Raw genomic sequence first — 18,040 nt, 5'->3', positions numbered from 1 at the left:
CTGTTTCATTTCTCTCACCATGCTCAGAATGCTTGAGCTCAGATTGAAACATCAGTACTCCGGCAGGAAAATAATAGACGGATTAAATTCTGCTATGGCAACAGAATTGTCCAAGGACATATATTCATTGAACAAAAGAGAGTCTGTAGTGGATGAGTTGGATAAAATCCTGGGGATCAAATTTGACTCCAGATATGTGAGGATTGAAGATTTAAACCGCTATCATTCAAAAATACTAAAATCGATGTACACAACACCTTAAAAGCTCGTTTTTGGCTTAAATACAGGGTTTGTCACCGATTAAGTATCAAACTCGGGTAAAAAAGCCCGGCATCAGAACTGATTGATACCGGGCTTCATTAAGGATTATCGGAATACCTTAGGTTCCGTTATTCATCATCCTTCATGTATTTAATCAGCTGTTCTGAATTCTCTTCAAGGAAGGTATCCAGAGGCTTCAGGATAATGTTGTCATTGTCATCGGCTGACATATGGAGCATGTCAGATGAAACATTATCGCCTGCGGCATCATAGAACATGAAGGTGAAGGCCACACTGTTTTCACCCATGGATTCTCTGGTAATCTTTGAATCCTTCTTGTACACAATGGCATCCATTTCCATCTCAACTTCCTTATCGTTATCTCCGGTAAGGGTATAGACGGTAAATACAGGAACGATCTTGTCACCAGGCTTGAGACGGGTATTCACCCTTTCAGGCAGGCCATCATCATTGTATGACTGCAGACCGATAATCTTGTAGTCATTATTCTTGCGGCTGTAGATGATTTCCATTATGTAGTCTTCACCGTTAAGCTTAATAGGACTTTCATAGAAAATGTAGTCGGCGGTTGAGTTGGTTACGCTGACGGAAACAGGTTCTCCGTCAAGACAGATCCAGGTATTGTCCACGGTATCCGTAAACACGCCCTTGTCCCAGTCGGCTTTCAGTGTTTCATCCATACCCAGGGCAATCATGACACCTTCCGGAATTTCCTTTTCAGGAAGCATGATCAGCATATGGGCAATATCCACACGGCTGACGGAATCAAGCTGTTCCTTTGAGAGAGTCACATAGCTGTGACCGTTCTTGTTGAACTTTGGAGCGATGTCTTCGATGCTCTTGAAAGCCTCATCAACTTCCCTCTTGCCTGCTGAAGTCTGAATAGCCTGTGACAGGTTACCGAAAAGACTGGAGCCTGATGACTGGGCAGATGTACTGTGATTTCCGAGCACGCTCCCGAGACCTGCCATAACAGCGCTGGAAGAAGAACCGCTGCCGCTTTCTGAGGAAGAACCTTCATTTTCATCCTCATCTTCATCCTCATCAGATGAATCATCGTCTTCTTCATCCGTATCAGCGGCGGCATCACTGTCATCTGAATCTTCATCCTCGTCGGAACCCTCTTCACCGGAAAGGTCCATCTGAGCCAGATAATTAATGTAGTTTGTACCGTTGTCCTGATACTCATTGAGAACTTCGAGAAGCTCATCATCGAGAACGTTCATCACGCTGCCGTATACCTTGGAGAAGCTGGTATTGATACTGTGATCAACAAATGAAGCATACTTTTCGGTATCCTTACTTATAGGATAGTACATTGCCAGACCTTCACCTGAACGGTATTCACCGTTTTTCTTGTAGACCACGGTTTCGTCGATAAGATTCAGTACCTTTTCGGCATTTTTTTTGTCGTATCCGCTGATTGCATCCACAAACTCAGCCATATCCACACTTTCCGCGCAGTTAGGCTGCTTTTTGGTGGAACCGTATAACTGAACGTCATTCTGAGCCACACGTTCCATGAAATTCAGCTGCTTTCTGTTATTTATAACCTTGTTTCCCACTGAATTGGAAAAATCCATCATGGCCAGAGCAAGCTTAGGGAACTTATCAAGATCGATAACTGAAAGAGTGGTGCTTTCGATATCCATTTCTGACGTATAGTCAATATAGGTATCTACTATTGCCTTGCTTACCTCAAGAGGAGTCATCTTAGGATTCTTTGCCAGCATGCCGACCCACTGATCATAGGTCCAGCCGTAACCCGGTTCCACTTCTTCAGAAGCCACCATGTATCTGCCGAAAGGACTCATTAATGTAGCCACGTTGAAGTTGGCCATCAGACAGGCGTCAAAGCCGATGATGTCGAAGAACTTGGCAGAATCTTCACCGAAGGCATCCAGCATGGCACCGTTGACCTCATCCATTTTCAGGAATGAATCTTCAAAGTTTTCATCATACCCCACACCGCCGGTAGGACCGCCGCCGTGGTTCCAGAAAATGACCATTCTGTGTTTTGCTTCGTAATTTGATTCACCCCATTTGATGAAATCGGTGAAGTTTTCAGCCTCACCCATCGGAGCGTTCGGAACAGAACCGAGCTTAACAAGTTTCTGTTTCTCAATGGTATATCTGCCGAGCTCCTTGTTGGAAATGTTTTTATGCCACTTGCGTGAACCGCCTGTTTCAATGAGTATGCGTACGTCTTTCCCCGGATTGGCACTCATGATTTCATCAAGGTCCTCTGAAGCGGCCGCCCCCTTGGTTTCAAGGTCACTGCCCACGAGATAAAGATATATCAGCCATTCACTTTTCTGTTTTTCTGCAGCCTGGCTGACAGCCGGATATGCAAGAATCGCGGCACACAACATCAGTGCGGAAAACACTCTTCTAAAATTAAAAAAATTCATAATTAAACCAGTAATCATAAAAAAATAATATGCATTTTCAGAAAGTCCGGATAAATCAGAAAATTCAGAAAATGCACAGATATCAGCGACGCTGATTTTACCATATTGAAGTTGTGTTTCTCTGACCGCCTAAACACTGTTGCCATAAACTTCACAAATAAGATTAGAATTTACGCATCCGATGGATAATATTTCCGGATATGCCTCCGGAAAAACGGAAACTAAAAAAATCCCCCGGGATTTAGTATGGACCCAGAAATTGATCACTTAAGTTTCTGAGAATACCTGCTCCCTAAATGATGTCACCTTCAAGATCATATTCATCGCTGGCGGTAACTCTCGCCTTCACGATGTCACCTACGGCTACAGGAGAGAAATCATCCTTCTGATGCAGGAATATAACCCCGTCGATATCAGGAGCATCACCCTTGGTACGGCCGACGATTCCCTGTTCACTGACCTCATCAACAATCACATCCGCGTCAGACCCGATTTTAGCGGCCAGAAGCTCGGTGGAAATCTGCTGCTGCAGAGTCATGAAGCGGTCGTAACGTTCCTGCTTGACCTCTTCAGGAATCTGTCCCGGAAGTTCATTGGCGGCGGCATTCAGAATATTACTGTAGGTAAAGCAACCCACTCTGTTCAGTCTTGCTTCCTTTATGAAATCAAGAAGTTCGGTAAACTCTTCCTCGGTTTCCCCCGGGAATCCCACGATAAAGGTTGAACGGATGGTGAGTTCAGGACAGATTGAACGCCATCTGTTAATGGTTTCAAGATTCTTTTCGTGTGAACCCGGTCTTTTCATGAGGCCGAGAATACGCTTGTTGACGTGCTGCAGCGGTACATCCATGTAAGGAAGAACCAGACCTTCAGCCATCTGCTCCACCAGTTTTTCCACATGTGGATAAGGATAGGCATAATGAACTCGCTGCCATACACCGAGTTTACCGATTTCCCTGGTAAGAGCATAAAGATCTCCGCGATCATAGTTTCTGAATCCGGGATATTTCTTGTCCATGCCGTAGGCTGAGGTATCCTGAGCTACAACCAGAAGTTCCTTTACGCCTCTCTTCACATATGCTTCAGCCTGTCTGAGCACTGCTTCAGGTGAAAATGAATCCAGATCCCCTCTTATCTGAGGAATCACGCAGAAGCTACAGCGGTGTGAACATCCTTCGGAAATCTTAAGATAGGCATAATGACTCGGAGTCAGCAGAATACCGCCTTCAGGAACCTTGAAGCGTGAACATGCACGGTGTTCCGGGAACAGCTGATTGATATCGTGAAGAACCTGCTTCGGACTGTGCGGACCGCTTACGGCCTTTACCTGAGGATAATGTTCCAGAATAAAATCCCTTCTCGGGCCCAGACATCCGGTAACCACGATTCTGTCGCACTTCTGCAGAGCTTCTCCGATAACCTCCATGGATTCGGTAACTGATGATTCTATGAATCCGCAGGTGTTGATAACGACAGCATCCGCTCCTTCGTACGTATCGCTTACCTCATATCCCGATTCCATGAGTAAAGTGATTATATTCTCGGAGTCCACAAGGTTTTTCGGACAGCCGAGAGAAATAAAGCCGATTCTGATGTTTGCTGAAGTCATAATAATTCCCACCTGTTGACAATCTGCGCCCATTATACATCAAATTACGGTTTTGCCCTGAAAAATTACACTCTCGCGCACATCTTTCAAAGCCTGAAAACACCTGTAAATCCGGGGGAAATAAAGGTGTTTTACGGGATACCGGCAGTGATTAACTGTCTGTATTGCTGACAATACGGCGGCATACCGGCAAATAGATGTTATTTTTCAGTCAAGAGGAGTAGAATATGCAAAAGTCTAATGAGGTGTACTATTATGATTAACAGTAAAATGTATGAACTCGGCTCACGCCGCAGTGTTATCAGAGAAATTTTTGAATACGGCAAAAAGAGAAAGGCCGAAATCGGTGAAGATAAGGTTTTTGACTTCAGTATCGGCAACCCGAGCGTTGAATCTCCTGAAGCAGTTGCAGACCGCATAAAAGAACTTCTGGAAGTAAGACCGTCTACAGCCGTTCACGGATACACCTCAGCACAGGGTGATCCTAAAGCCAGACAGGCCATTGCCGACGATCTGAACAGAAGATTCAACACCAGCTTCACCGGCAACAACGTCTACCTGACCTGCGGTGCCGCGGCTTCACTGACAATCTCCCTGAGATCAATCATCGACCGCGATGATCAGAACGTAATGGTATTTGCTCCGTTCTTTACCGAATATCGCGTGTTCATTGAATCAATGGGAGCTCAGATAAGCGTGGTTCCGGCATCATTCCCTAAGCTTGATCTCAATCTCGAAGCTTTCAGAAAGATGATTAACGAAAAAACCGTAGCGGTTATTCTCAACTCTCCGAACAACCCTACCGGCGTGGTTTACAGCGAAGAACAGATTAAGGAACTCTCTGCCATTCTTGAAGAAAAGAGCAGGGAATACAACCACCCTATCTACATCATTTCAGATGAACCTTACCGTGAAATCACCTACGGCTGCAAGCCTCCGTTCATCACTCACTACTATAAGAACTCCATTATCTGCTATTCATACAGTAAGGGACTTTCCCTTCCAGGTGAACGTATCGGCTACATTCTCGTGCCTGACGTGATGCCTGACTGGCAGAAGCTTTACGCCGCCGTATGCGGTGCAGGCCGTTCACTCGGTTTTATCTGTGCTCCGACCATGTTCCAGCACGTTATCACCAAGTGTGCTCCTTTAACCTCCGATCTCAGCAAGTACGCAGCCAACAGAGAGCTCATCTACAACGGACTTTCAGAACTCGGCTATGAATGCGTTCGTCCGGACGGTGCCTTCTACCTCTTCGTAAAGTGTCTTGAAGAAGATGCCAACAAGTTCTGCATGAGAGCAAGAGAATACGATTTGCTTCTGGTTCCTAGCGATGACTTCGGCTGTCCTGGTTACGTCCGTATCGCCTACTGCGTATCTGCGGATACCATCAGAAACTCAATGCCGGCATTCAAGGCTCTGGCTGAAAGCTACAGATAGTCTTTCCGGAATTCAGAAACGTAAAACGGTACCCTTAAAGTTCCCGGGTACCGTCACAGAGGCTGACAGACTGCATTTACCGCGTCTGTCAGCTTTTTTATCAGCACTGTAAGAATCGTGAGCTGACATATTCAACTTTTTCCGCAAAAAATGATACAATCCACTCAGTCTCAGAAAAAAATGAGAATTTTTGGCGTTTCGGCCGGAAGGACATTCCATGGATTCTACCCTGCCGTAAACATCATTTCATCAATCATTACGGATTATTTCAGATGAAGCATATCGACTATAATACCGCCGGTGTCTGCGCCAAGGTTATTTCCTTTGACATCGATGAGAATACTCATACCCTGGACAATGTTGTATTTTACGGCGGCTGTCCCGGCAATTTAAAAATGATTTCCAAGTTCGTTAAAGGCATGAAGGCTGAAGACGTTGTGGCCAAGTGCTCAGGAAACACCTGTGGCAACAAGGGTACCTCCTGCGCCGACCAGCTTGCCCAGGCAGTAGCCTGCGCTCTTTCAGGTCTTTAACAATTCTGCCCGACAGGATCCCGAAGTCTTTCGGGATCCACGGAAAATCTGATTTTACGCCGTTTTTCAACGACGTTTTTTTACCTTTTCAGCACGCAGCATGTATAAGCAGTCCATCATTCCACAGATACTTAAGAAACTTAATCCATGACATTAAAAACACTCCCTTTTGTAAAATGGGCTGGCGGCAAGGGACAGCTTTTTGATCGCCTTAAACTGAGAATGCCTGATTCGTATAAAAGATACTACGAACCGTTTCTCGGCGGAGGCGCCATGCTTCTCGGACTTCAGCCTGAACAGGCCGTGGTAAGCGACACCAACGAACAGCTTTTAAATGCCTACATGCAGCTTAAAACTGATGCTGAAGCCGTAATCGCGGCCGTAAATGAACTGGACGGAACCGTATGTGATACGGAGTTCTACCTTGCCCAGCGTGAAAAATACAACGACAAAATCAGAAACCGCATCCTCGACACCGAATGCGCGGCCCTGATGATCTGGATTAACAAACACTGTTTCAACGGTCTTTACAGGGTTAATTCCAAAGGTCTGTTCAACGTTCCCTACAACAACAGGGTCAAAGGCACATCCATAGATGCGGAAAATCTCCGGAACATCGGCACCTATCTCAGGAATGCCAATATAGACATCCGCTGCGGTGACTTTGAAAAAGCCTGCTGCGACATCAGGGCCGGGGATTTCGTATACTTTGACTCTCCATACGTTCCCGTAAGCGATACCGCGAACTTTACCGACTACACCAAAACAGGTTTTCTGAAGGAAGACCACGTAAGACTGGCAAGTCTTGCCGACAGTCTGGCACGGAAAGGAGTTCTGGTTATGCTTACCAACAACAATGTTCCCCTGGTGCACGAACTTTATCAGGGATTTGAAATCGAAGAAACCAGCGTAAGAAGAGCAATCAACCGTGACGCCTCAAAACGCGAGGGGGCGGAAGTAATTATCACCAGCTACAAAACAGGCTTTTAATGTAAGCGTATAAGCAATTAGGGTTATTCATTTTCCAATGCCAACACTTTAAGATGTCTCCGTATTTTACGGAGATAATCTTATGACTAAAACACATCCAAGGCATCAGCAGTGGCTGAATCAGTATTATGAACAGCAGAACAGTGGATTGAGTGCCACCCAATGGACTCATGAGCATGGCATTTCGTATAAGACCTATTTGAAAAGGATTAGCAGGTTACGAGAAATTGGTCTTATCAGCGGTTGTTCCGCTAAATGTAAAGAACCGTCTGCTGATGATAACACTGAAGGCAGTTCATTTTTCATGATTGAAGTGCCTCCAGCTCCGACTGTTCATACCTCCAAAGAGCATGATAATTCCATCGTATGTCAGATAGAACTGACCTCGGGTGCAAAACTCAGTATTTCTAACGGAATTCATTCAGAACTGTTACTGCGGATTTTGGAGGTTGTTGTCTGATGCTGGAAAGAATAACTCCCGGAATAGATAAATTTTACGTGGCCTGCGGTAAAACGGACATGCGCATGGGAATTAACGGTCTGGTAAACAAAATTACTACGGAATTTAAACTTGAACCCTGCAGTAACTCAGCTTTCCTGTTCTGCGGAATCCGAAAAGACCGGATGCATCAGATAAGGTATTTTAAACACGAATGCGGACGGAGCAGCGATTATCCTTTGAAGTTCCTTAAGGGATTTGAAGGATATCTGCATACTGACGGTTATACGGGATACGATAAAACCGTAAGAGAAAGTCGGGGAAAAATTATAAGATGTGAATGTCTGGTACATGCCCGACGGCACTTCGCCGACATTCTAAAACTGGCCAAAGACAAGCAGAACAATGAAACATTACTGGCAGCGAAAGCAGTGAAGCTGCTGGATCAGGTATTTGTAATTGAGAAAGAAGCAAACCTCTGCTGTGTTGACGGTTTCGGAATACGGGATCCTGAAAAGGTCAGAGCACTGCGTCTGAAAAAAACAAAGCCGATATTGGATAAATTCTTTAACTTCTGTCAGGGGATAAAGGATGCCCGGTGCTGTCTTCCGAAGAGCCGCCTGAGTCAGGGGGTACAGTACGTATTGGACAGAAGTCATGAACTTATGAACTTCCTTGATGATGGCAACTGTGATGTCAGCAATAATAATGCTGAGAACTCAATACGTCCGTTTACCGTGGGAAGAAAGAACTTCTTATTTAACTTCACGGAGAACGGAGCCGATGTCAGTGCCGGATACTACACCATCATCCAGACAGCGATAGCAAACGGCCTTGCTCCGTACAAATATCTTGAATGGCTCCGTACAAATATCTTGAATGGCTTCTTACGGAAATCAGTTCTGTAAGACCGAAGAGCGTACTCAGCAACATGAGTCATCTTCTGCCGTGGTCAGACAAGGTTCCCGCAGACTGCAGGTCAAATAATCTGGAAGACTTGCGTCAGGCTGAAACAGCTTCCGAGGACTAAACCTTTACAACATCAAAAACTCACTGCGGTGTAACACAGTGAGCTTCAATTTTAAATAACCCTAATTACTTACACGCATACTAAGTGACACTTATCATGCAAATTTTGACCTCGTTTCCGACACGCCTTCAGATGTTGTAAATCAAGGGCTTGATACGATTTTTGGAGGAGGAAAAATCATGATTATGATCAGTTTTTTTGCATGATTATGAAAAACATGGCTCAATCCCTTGAAAAATAAGGCTTTTCCGATGTTATTTAGGGGTTATTTCAGTTTTTTACATGCAACACCGCATTCCTTTTTACAGAAACATATGCCGTATGTGATAACTGCCTTGATATCGTTTCTTTTAATATACGGATCGGCATATTTCTTTTGAAGTATCTGCTCAATAGCCCCTTCGGCAATCAGTACCTTGTCTTCATTTTCATTAGAAATCTGCTTCAGTTCCAGAATTACGATAATGCCTCTGCTCTTCAGAGACTTTATTATCAAATCAATATATCCGTTTCCCGATTCAAAATTGGATCTCTGCTCTTCTATTAGTGATGTACTTCCGGCCAATAAACCATTTATAAATCCGTGGTAATAGTTTTCCTTTGGGGCATTGACGGAGAAATCCCTGATGGACACGTATTTTTCCAAAAGTCCGTTAAGGCAGTTCTCAACGGTTTCGGCCCCTCCTTCAAACAAACCTTTTACCAGTTCGTTGGTATTGTTTTTCATGTCTGGATTGGTTTCAAAGAAATCCATAATCTTCGATTTGAAACAGTCCCTTATTTCCTCATTTGGAATATACAGTCTGTATTCGTTTTTTTTGGCAGATTTGTATTGCGGATCAAAGGTGAGATATCCGGTGTACAGCAGCAGTGTCCAGAAATCTTTTACATCGTGATTTTTTAAATCACCGTAGCACAGAGAGGTTCTTACTTCCATGGTAATTGATTTGCCGTCCAGAAGATCCTGCATTTTATCGACGTCTTCAGGTTCTATAAAACCCATGAATTCTTCGATTACGTCGTTACCGCTGGTGTTTATCCAGTAGTTGTCCGCAATAATGAGATTTCTGTCCTCACCAAGCTTTTCATGGTTGTCATCACAGAAAGACATTACGTCCCACGGGCAGTACATGTGATTTTTTCCGAAATAATATCCGTCGTAGTTACTTCTTACTTCTTCATAATAGTCGGTAAGACCATAGTAAGACAGTACCTCCCCAGTCTCTTTTTCAGTAAAACCAATTCCCTGAGAAATATCATCCTTACCGGTATCAAGAACTGAACAGATTTTTAGATTGTTGAGCCCGGTAAAAATACTTTCCTTGGCGGCTCTCAGACAGCCGGTAAGCACGGCTCTGCCGAGGTAAAGATTGGTTTTTAAGGCATTACCTAAGAACGAACTGATGATGTCAATCATTTCCCGGTAGTAATCGTTATAGGCAGCTTTGGCGATTGGAACGTCGTATTCGTCAATAAGAAGAACGGGCTTAACCCCGTGATGCTTGTACAGAAACATCAGCAGGTTGCCTAATGAATCCTTTATTTTGTTTTTATTCTCTATGTTGCGGATAAAATTATTGTCGGAGGCTATTTCTTTAAAAATATCCTTTTCGGCATCGTTGAGTTTAGGACTTTCTGCAAGGTAGCTGAAGGAGTTGTACATTCCGAACACAACACTACCCAACTGATCGTAGGCTCCCGCAAAATCATTCCCGGAAACAGCCTTCAGGGAAATGAAAATAACCGGAAACTTTCCCATGTATTTGGCACAAAATTCCTTATCCTCAAAGATTTTTGTGTCCTTAAACCAGTTTTCCTGACGTGACACGTCACCGGGATTTTCTGGATTAAGAGCCAAAAAATCATAGAAGGTGGACATGGTAAGGGTTTTTCCGAAACGTCTTGGTCTTGTGATAAGCATTACGTCCGCTTTGTTTTCCTGAAATACGGTTCTGATAAAAGGAGTCTTATCGACGTAATAGCAGTCATTTTCAATAAGCTTATGAAATAATTCTGCCCCGATACCTATAGACTTTAACATTCTGTCCATCCTCTGACTCCAACACCGACTAACACGCTACTCATGGAGTCTAGTCTAGCACATCTATTAAATAATCTCAGTGAGATACTGTTAAACTTTAACTAAAACTAACGTATGCGTGTAAGCAATTGGGGTATTTAAAAATGAATAACCCTAATTGCTTACACGCATACCTTTTAATTTCTTTTTTCAAAAATAAAACCGTTACCCCTGCGGGTAACGGTTTTCCGTCAGTACCGGTACCTGACAGGTGCCAGCCGCGTCTGATACTGCTAAGCCTTCGGTCTGGCATCACCGCCAATGGTTTCAAGCTTGGCTTCAGTACCGTCCTTAAGATTCTTGACAAAGATATCCATCTGATTAAAGGCGATTTCTATGTCATGTTCACGGAATGTCTTCAGAATATCTGAATTGATGGTATCAATACACGGATATCTGTCTGCAATCTTGCTGGTATACAGATAGAAATCAATGTTCAGATTACTGTCGGCAAATTCCATGAAATAGACTTTAGGATTAGGAACCTTCACCACATACGGATTTCTATCGGCAATTTCATAAAGCAGAGCCTTTACCTCATCCATGTCGGAACCGTAGCCGACGCCAATCTTTATAACCACGCGGGTCACGGTATCTCTTAAGGTCCAGTTTGTCAGCGAGCTGGTAATGAGTGAACGGTTTGGAATCACGTATTCCTTCAGGTCAAAGTCCACAATGGTGGTTGCTCTGATACGTATCTTCGAAACCGTACCGCTGTGATCGTTAATGGTGATGATGTCACCTATACGGACAGGTCTTTCAAACAGGATGATAATACCTGATATGAAATTGGCGAAGATTTCCTGCAGACCGAAACCCAGACCTACGGAGAGAGCCGCCACCAGCCACTGAACCTTGTCCCACCCTATACCGAGACTTGAAGCGCAGAACAGTACGCTGAAGGCTATCAGCAGATAGGAAATGATGGTGGTTACTGAGTAACTGTACTTCTGCAGAGATGCGAACCTGTTGAGAATGAACACCTGAATCGCACCCGGCAGGTTCTTGACCAGCACCGTGGCCAGCACGATGTTATAGAACACCAGCATAAAATCAAACAGGGTTATGGCACGTCCGGCATCACCGCTACCCACCTTGTAGAGAATATAATTCTTCAGATAGCTGGTTACGGTAAGCAGATCACCCCAGATTTTATACAGAATAATCACCAGCAGCAGCACGAAGATGTTATCAATAATGCTTACGGCCTGCTCACTGATCTTAAAGGTGTTCATTACTGAGGACTTATCCAGAATATAGTCATCTATATTTTCCGGAGATTCAGAACCGGCTTCAACTCCCTCAGCTTCAGCCTTCTTGCGGTTCTGTTCCATTTCAGCCATTTTCTGCTTCAGTCTGATCTTGTTTGCCACCACCTTGATGGTACGTTTAATCAGGCTTCTGAGCAGATCATATGTAAGCACGATATACAGTGAGACTATGAACTTTTCATAAACTCGCACGCTTGAATAGTAGTACCCCATGTAGGTTATCACCACCAGAGACAGACAAGTGCCTATGGCTATGGCCAGGGCAAACTTCTTGCGGAGCAGGAATTCCTCATTCTTATAATTGACGACAAACATGTAGATAAATTCATAAGCAATGTATGCTGACAGCACCATGGTAATGAACTGTCCCACATAGTCGTCGGAAAACATCTTCGGATAAAGAGTTCTCCACAGCACAATGGAACCGATAACGCAGATTACGAAAAATATTCTCATGAAGCTCTTGTAGATCTTCTGATTGTACGGTATTCCGAAATATCTTTCATTCACGCCGCCGGCCGAATAGAATTTGGAAAAGAATACGGATACTCCGACAAGAAGGGATATTGACAGAACCACGTAAATCAGTGCACCGTGAATCATGGAATCTTCAGAACCAGAAACCCCCACCATGCACACCTGAATATAACCCACGATGAAGGTAATCACTGCAAACTTGAAACCTGCCATGAAATCCGCAAACAGACAGATTGGCACATCCATGTAACCTGTTTTGGAAATCTTGTTGGCATACTTGCCGAGCTCTTCCTTCTTTTCCCTGAAAATACCACAGAAATAAATAACAACTGACAGGAAAATCATAAGCATCAGAATTCTGAAGATTTCTCCTGAGGACGGATGCTTGAAATACAGGGAATGTATTATCTTTGCATAGAAAAGCTCACCGTTATCCCTCTTGGTACGGAGTTCCTTGAACCATCTCTTTGATATGCCTGAATTGGAAGGATTCCAGAACATGGCATTATCAGTCTTCAGACGCAGGTTGTTCTGAAGCTTGGTGTAGTTTTCATTGTTGATCTGCAGATTGATGGCATTGCGGGTATAGTTGTTCAGCAGTGTATTCAGTTCAGTAATCAGTCTTTCACGAATTTTGATGTTCTTGTCAACCAGGGCCTCAAGTTCTCTGTTTTCTTCAAAATCCTTGCTGTATTTCTGCCAGATTTCCCTGCTGAATACATCAAGTGAATCCAACTTGGTCTTGTTTGTGTACTGCAGCATCTGTCTTTCAGAAGTCTTGTCCACAAAGTTATCAGGCATGGCAAACTTTCTGTAAAGATGCGTTGGATCGGACAGAATCTTGGCAAGATAGAAAGATCCCTTGAAGTAATGAATCTGATTGTCAATGTCGGAATCAAACTTCTTTGCCTCCTCAATCAGATTAAGGAGCTGATTATTGTCGGATACAATCTCGTTGTTTTCGTCATTAACCTCTTCAATGAGATTCTGGAGCTGGTTGTTTTCATTTGACAGCATGGAGAGTGCCGGATGTTCTCCTGAATTCTTTACAACCTCATCCACGAGCTCCTTGGTTTCCTGAAGCTCATTCTTGCGCAGATCATTCTGAAGAATCACCAGACCGTCCAGGAATCTTGAACATTCTTCAGCCATTTCCTGCTTGAGTCCCAGAATATAGGTCATGTTCTTGTATGAAATCTCACTGTTGTTCAGCACGAACTGAATCATGTTGATTTCACTGGTATATCTGGTATTGAGGGCCTTGAGACTCAGGTACTGTGACTCGTTGATAGAAACATCCGTTTCCTTGAGTTTGATGTTGTTTTCAAGAATCAGATTTGACAGCTCGCCGACCTTTGACGTAGCGTCCTTGATATAGTTGTTGGAATTGTCGTGATAAGATTTGAATTTCTTGTATGCGGCATTGAATGAATCGCGTTTTGCGGTGTATTTTGCAATCAGCAGAACCAGATCCTGACTGGTTATTTTCTTGAGTGTCTTGCGATCCTTTTCCAGTTCCTTAAAGAATTCGTTGTGTTCTTTAAGGTATTTGTTATTGTTCAGATCCAGATTTACAAAGCCTTCAATTCTCTTGAACTTGGCATTGGTATCAATAATTATTTTATTGCTTTCCTGAATGTTGCGGTAATCATCAAGACTTGACTGTTCCTCTGAACCGATGGTTCCGTCCTTTTCCTTTGCACTCAGGGCCTTTACCCTGTTTTCAATTTCGGTAACCGTCACGCCTATTCTTGACGGATCGGATTCATTCACGTCTTCCACCACGGAAGCGTAAGCTATGGATGCAGCAAACAGAAGAATGCTGAAAAAAGAAAATAACTTAATGTATCTCATGATATCTGATTCATTCATCCCGAAATGTCTTTCAGGAAAATACCGTAGATTAAATTTTTAACGAAAACAAGTTTTCTTTTTTTCACGAAAACATGAAATAAAAGAAAAAAACACCTGAGCGATTATATCAAAAATTCATATGAAGATGATCAGCCTGAGGCATATAAAGGCATTACCGGACCGTTAATTCATAAATTCCGTCGGAGACAGCTGCCACGTCGTTCAGTCACGGCTAATAAAATCCGCGAAACATTGCCAAATGCCGGTGAATTGGGTACGATTGTATTATATAATTCGCCCGGCGGTTTTTACATCCGGGCGCCATTAATAACAATTAATGTATGATGACTGATTTAAGTTCAGCCGGTCGCAACAGAATATACCGCATACCATAACAGCAGCTACTTTTTAATACATGAAAAACATATATCCTCAATACCCCCTGTTTCCTGAATCTGACAATGATGAATACCTTAATCTCGTGCAGCTCTGCAGAGAACTGTCCATCTCCTATGCCACCGGCTCAAACTGGCTGAGACTCGGTAAAATAACCAAATCGGAACAGGGATTCAGCCGTCGTTATGTTGAACAGCTGAAAAAAGATCTGAACGAACAGGATCTTGCTCTGAAGTCCAGAAGAAACAAAAGACTTTCCAGCGGTCGCAAGCTTTATGTCGCCTATCTGCCCAAGTATTCTGCCAACATTGAGCCGGTTGTCAGCATTTCAAATTTTCTCACTGACGAAGACCTTGAGGTGACTGATGAACTTCTGCGCACCATACTGACCGGTGCGGCGGTAAGCCTTATCTGCCAGCAGGCTGCCCCGGAAATCACTTCAGCCGTTGCCGAAGCTGAAAGACTCGACAAATCCGTTCTCGAGCTGGTACTAGGCAGACGGATAAAACTCGGCCGATTCACCAGACTGCTTGACCCTCTGCTTCCGAAAGACATTAACAGAGCCATGATTGATCTTGAAAACTATCCTGAGCTCTTCTATCAGGACTTTCATCAGGAAAACCAGGCTGATACGCTGGGATTTCTGTACATATCCTGTCAGAACCTCGGCAGAAGAAAGGCTCACGGCATTTATTACACTCCGACAGATGTGGTGGTCAGGGCGGTAAACAGTCTTATAGCCGACGGAAACTATCATGACAAGGCATTCATAGATCCGTGCTGCGGTACCGGAAACTTCCTGATGCAGCTTCCTGATGATATTCCATTCAACAACATTTACGGAAATGATCTGGACGAAACAGCCATTGTACTGGCGAGAATCAGTATGGCACTGAAATACCCTGAGGTATCAGCAGAAATGCTGGAATCACATCTGCAGATCTCCAATTACCTCACCAGCATCTTCAAACTGGGCGAATTCGACTGTATTCTCGGCAATCCGCCATGGGGAAGCGTATTCAGTGAAGAAGAGGAAAAATTCATCAGGGAAAACTTCATCTGTGCGGGCAAATGCCGTCATCCTGAATCCTTCGAGCTGTTCATTGAGGAAGCGATAAAGGAACTCAAGCCTGAAGGCACACTGTCCTTCGTCGTGCCCGAGGCTCTGCTCAACGTCAAATCGCATAAGAACGTACGTGAGCTGATTATGCAGGAAACCAATATCAGCGAAATTGAATATATCGGTGACGTTTTCGACGGCGTGCAGTGCCCGGCCATTATTCTGAAGCTTTCCAAAAGCAGTAAGGGAATCAATACCAGAGGGATGATTATCAGAACCCCAAAGCGCGAATTCGTCATCGGCAGAAAACGCCCTGTAACCTCTGACGGCTTCAGCTTTAATCTGGATGACAGTGAATACGAGATAATCAGACAGATCAGCAGATGCGGCAGATATACCCTTAAGGATCATGCATCCTTTGCTCTGGGGATTGTCACCGGCAATAACAGGGAGCTCCTGTCCCCTGCTCCGAGAAGCAGTGCCAGTGAACCGATTATCTGCGGAACTGACATCAGCAGGTACGGCTATGAAACCGGCAGAAACTACGTTGAATTCAGTCCGGAAAGATTCCAGCAGTGCTGCGCTCCGGAATTTTTCAGAACAAAGGAAAAGCTTATCTACCGCTTCATAAGCAAACGACTGACGTTTGCCTACGACAACAGACAGGTTCTTACCCTGAACAGTGCAAATATTCTCATACCTGATATCAGTGAACTGGATATCATGTGCGTTCTGGCCCTGCTCAATTCCCGTATTCTGCAGTTCTACTTCTGGCACAGCTTCAATTCATGTAAAGTGCTCCGTTCTCATCTGGAAGCCCTCCCGCTGCCTGAAATCAGCGATGATGAGCAGGCCGTTATCAGAGCTCTGGTGCTCAGGCTTACGAATATGGATAATCTGCAGCCTGAATCCACTCCGTATCTGGAAAAACAGGTTTTATCTACAGACACAGACAGTAAAGACAGAGAAGCTCTCTATGACGAACTGGACCTGCACATAGCAAATCTGTACGGTCTCAGCAGAAAGCAGTACGCACTTATCAGAGAAGCTACCGAAAAAGACTGTACACTCTGACAAAAACCTCTTTTTTTTCATGGTAAATCATCTGTGTGAGTATTTTTTTCTCACACTTTGTGAGATATTTGCCATAGTCGTGTGAGAGTAAAACTGTTTTTCATTTTTTGTCATATTATTTTAAAAACAACTTACAAGCCTTGAAAACAGGGCTTTTACCTCATAAAAATTTTTCATGATGATATTCTGCAAAGCTGAAATAGTGATATTAATCATTAAATTTAATTTTCCCAAAATATACAATTAAAACAGGTTAAGGAAGACATGGAAGTCTGATAATGGCAGGACGCCGGATAACTTAACTTTAAGGGCAGGATGCCTGATAACAGGATGTTTACAGGCAAGATGCCGGTCTGGAACACGGATGTTCCATCTGAAGACTTACCGAAAGGATTTCGGATTAATCTTAAATTGAGAGTATTAAAGAATTCATATGCTGTTAGGACAGGAAGTTCTGACAGTTTTTTTGCTTACGGCAACCACCCTGCGCTCATGTCCGCACATATGATTTATCTTCCGATGTCACTGCACTATTACTCATAAATTAATCTCTGAGTTTCTCTCATGACACTTAATAATCAGTCTGGCTGTATCTCATCTCTGGTCCGGCCCAGATATCAATCTCTTTACAGCCTTAAAAACAAGGCCTGTTCCTGAGTGTTTTCTCGTCGAAAAAAGGCTTTATCCTACCTTCGTGTGAGACATTTGCCATATTATTGTAAGCATTGCACAAAACGTTATTCTCGTAATTTGAATAACAATAATTTCATAATCCCTTTATTTTCAATGGTTCAAGCGATGTCTCACAAGGCTTACAGAAATTTTAAATCAAAATTTTATTGATCTGAATCAATTATTTAAAGATCTGCTGTATCTACAATAGAAACTGTTGAGGGAGACAAGGATGTCTCAAAGCAAGATGCTACCTCGAACGCTGTACGGGTTATGACTGAAATACAGGATGTATTCACGATATGACCCAGGAACATGGATGTTCCGGAAACACCGCTTGATTTTACAGGGACGTAAAAGAAAGAGCGACGATTTTAAAACACACACATGTAAGTCAAGGGTTCGAACAGTTCATGATGAAC

At 43.6% G+C, this 18,040-nt stretch carries 10 protein-coding genes and 1 pseudogene; 7 read left to right on the top strand and 4 right to left on the bottom strand.

Features of this window, described 5'->3' with window-relative positions:
• Window positions 1-262: pseudogene (locus T489_RS15570) on the top strand (hypothetical protein); the annotation flags it as partial.
• Between the two features lie 127 nt (window positions 263-389).
• Here the strand turns inward: T489_RS15570 and T489_RS0113305 are convergent.
• Together T489_RS0113305 and rimO are read right to left on the bottom strand one after the other, a co-directional pair.
• Window positions 390-2,693 carry a clostripain-related cysteine peptidase gene (locus T489_RS0113305; protein ID WP_198020497.1) on the bottom strand — a complete coding sequence of 768 codons (2,304 nt, stop codon included), beginning with the start codon at window positions 2,691-2,693 and terminating at the stop codon, window positions 390-392.
• 292 nt (window positions 2,694-2,985) lie between these two features.
• A complete protein-coding gene (gene rimO, locus T489_RS0113300) occupies window positions 2,986-4,308 on the bottom strand; it encodes a 30S ribosomal protein S12 methylthiotransferase RimO (protein ID WP_369791985.1) in 1,323 nt (440 codons plus the stop codon).
• A 249-nt stretch (window positions 4,309-4,557) separates the two neighbouring features.
• Between rimO and T489_RS0113295 the strand changes: the two genes are divergently transcribed.
• The 5 genes from T489_RS0113295 (at window position 4,558) to T489_RS0113265 (ending at window position 8,612) form a co-directional block, all read left to right on the top strand.
• Window positions 4,558-5,742 carry a pyridoxal phosphate-dependent aminotransferase gene (locus tag T489_RS0113295; protein WP_031580478.1) on the top strand — a complete coding sequence of 395 codons (1,185 nt, stop codon included), beginning with the start codon at window positions 4,558-4,560 and terminating at the stop codon, window positions 5,740-5,742.
• 272 nt (window positions 5,743-6,014) lie between these two features.
• Complete coding sequence (locus tag T489_RS0113280; RefSeq protein ID WP_031580477.1) at window positions 6,015-6,275, top strand: TIGR03905 family TSCPD domain-containing protein; 261 nt, start codon at window positions 6,015-6,017, stop codon at window positions 6,273-6,275.
• A gap of 147 nt (window positions 6,276-6,422) precedes the next feature.
• Window positions 6,423-7,265, top strand: a complete 843-nt coding sequence (locus T489_RS0113275; protein ID WP_031580476.1) for a DNA adenine methylase — start codon at window positions 6,423-6,425, stop codon at window positions 7,263-7,265.
• Window positions 7,266-7,347: 82 nt separating this feature from the next.
• Entirely contained in the window at window positions 7,348-7,725 is a 378-nt protein-coding gene (locus T489_RS0113270) for a hypothetical protein (RefSeq protein WP_031580475.1), read from the top strand.
• On the top strand, window positions 7,725-8,612 hold the full coding sequence (locus tag T489_RS0113265; RefSeq protein WP_051622181.1) for an IS66 family transposase: 888 nt from the start codon (window positions 7,725-7,727) through the stop codon (window positions 8,610-8,612). Before T489_RS0113270 ends, T489_RS0113265 begins: the two co-directional genes overlap by 1 nt.
• A 387-nt stretch (window positions 8,613-8,999) precedes the next feature.
• Here the strand turns inward: T489_RS0113265 and T489_RS0113255 are convergent, their stop codons facing one another.
• A complete protein-coding gene (locus tag T489_RS0113255; protein WP_084155540.1) occupies window positions 9,000-10,775 on the bottom strand; it encodes an AAA family ATPase in 1,776 nt (591 codons plus the stop codon).
• Window positions 10,776-11,047: 272 nt separating this feature from the next.
• Window positions 11,048-14,416, bottom strand: coding sequence for a mechanosensitive ion channel domain-containing protein (locus T489_RS0113250; RefSeq protein ID WP_198020495.1), 3,369 nt, complete (start codon window positions 14,414-14,416; stop codon window positions 11,048-11,050).
• 415 nt (window positions 14,417-14,831) lie between these two features.
• Between T489_RS0113250 and T489_RS0113245 the strand changes: the two genes are divergently transcribed.
• Window positions 14,832-16,946, top strand: a complete 2,115-nt coding sequence (locus T489_RS0113245; protein ID WP_051622180.1) for a TaqI-like C-terminal specificity domain-containing protein — start codon at window positions 14,832-14,834, stop codon at window positions 16,944-16,946.
• Window positions 16,947-18,040: the final 1,094 nt, after the last annotated feature.

The organism is Ruminobacter sp. RM87 (assembly GCF_000701925.1).
GTDB classification, from domain to species: Bacteria; Pseudomonadota; Gammaproteobacteria; order Enterobacterales; family Succinivibrionaceae; genus Ruminobacter; species Ruminobacter amylophilus.
This window is presented reverse-complemented; position numbering and strand designations above follow the sequence as displayed.

Coding starts and splice junctions, on each gene's coding strand:
- T489_RS0113305 (WP_198020497.1), bottom strand. CDS start 2,693: ATGAATTTTTTTAATTTTAGAAGAGTGTTTTCCGCACTGATGTTGTGT.
- T489_RS0113295 (WP_031580478.1), top strand. CDS start 4,558: ATGATTAACAGTAAAATGTATGAACTCGGCTCACGCCGCAGTGTTATC.
- T489_RS0113280 (WP_031580477.1), top strand. CDS start 6,015: ATGAAGCATATCGACTATAATACCGCCGGTGTCTGCGCCAAGGTTATT.
- T489_RS0113275 (WP_031580476.1), top strand. CDS start 6,423: ATGACATTAAAAACACTCCCTTTTGTAAAATGGGCTGGCGGCAAGGGA.
- T489_RS0113270 (WP_031580475.1), top strand. CDS start 7,348: ATGACTAAAACACATCCAAGGCATCAGCAGTGGCTGAATCAGTATTAT.
- T489_RS0113265 (WP_051622181.1), top strand. CDS start 7,725: ATGCTGGAAAGAATAACTCCCGGAATAGATAAATTTTACGTGGCCTGC.
- T489_RS0113255 (WP_084155540.1), bottom strand. CDS start 10,775: ATGTTAAAGTCTATAGGTATCGGGGCAGAATTATTTCATAAGCTTATT.
- T489_RS0113250 (WP_198020495.1), bottom strand. CDS start 14,416: ATGAGATACATTAAGTTATTTTCTTTTTTCAGCATTCTTCTGTTTGCT.
- T489_RS0113245 (WP_051622180.1), top strand. CDS start 14,832: ATGAAAAACATATATCCTCAATACCCCCTGTTTCCTGAATCTGACAAT.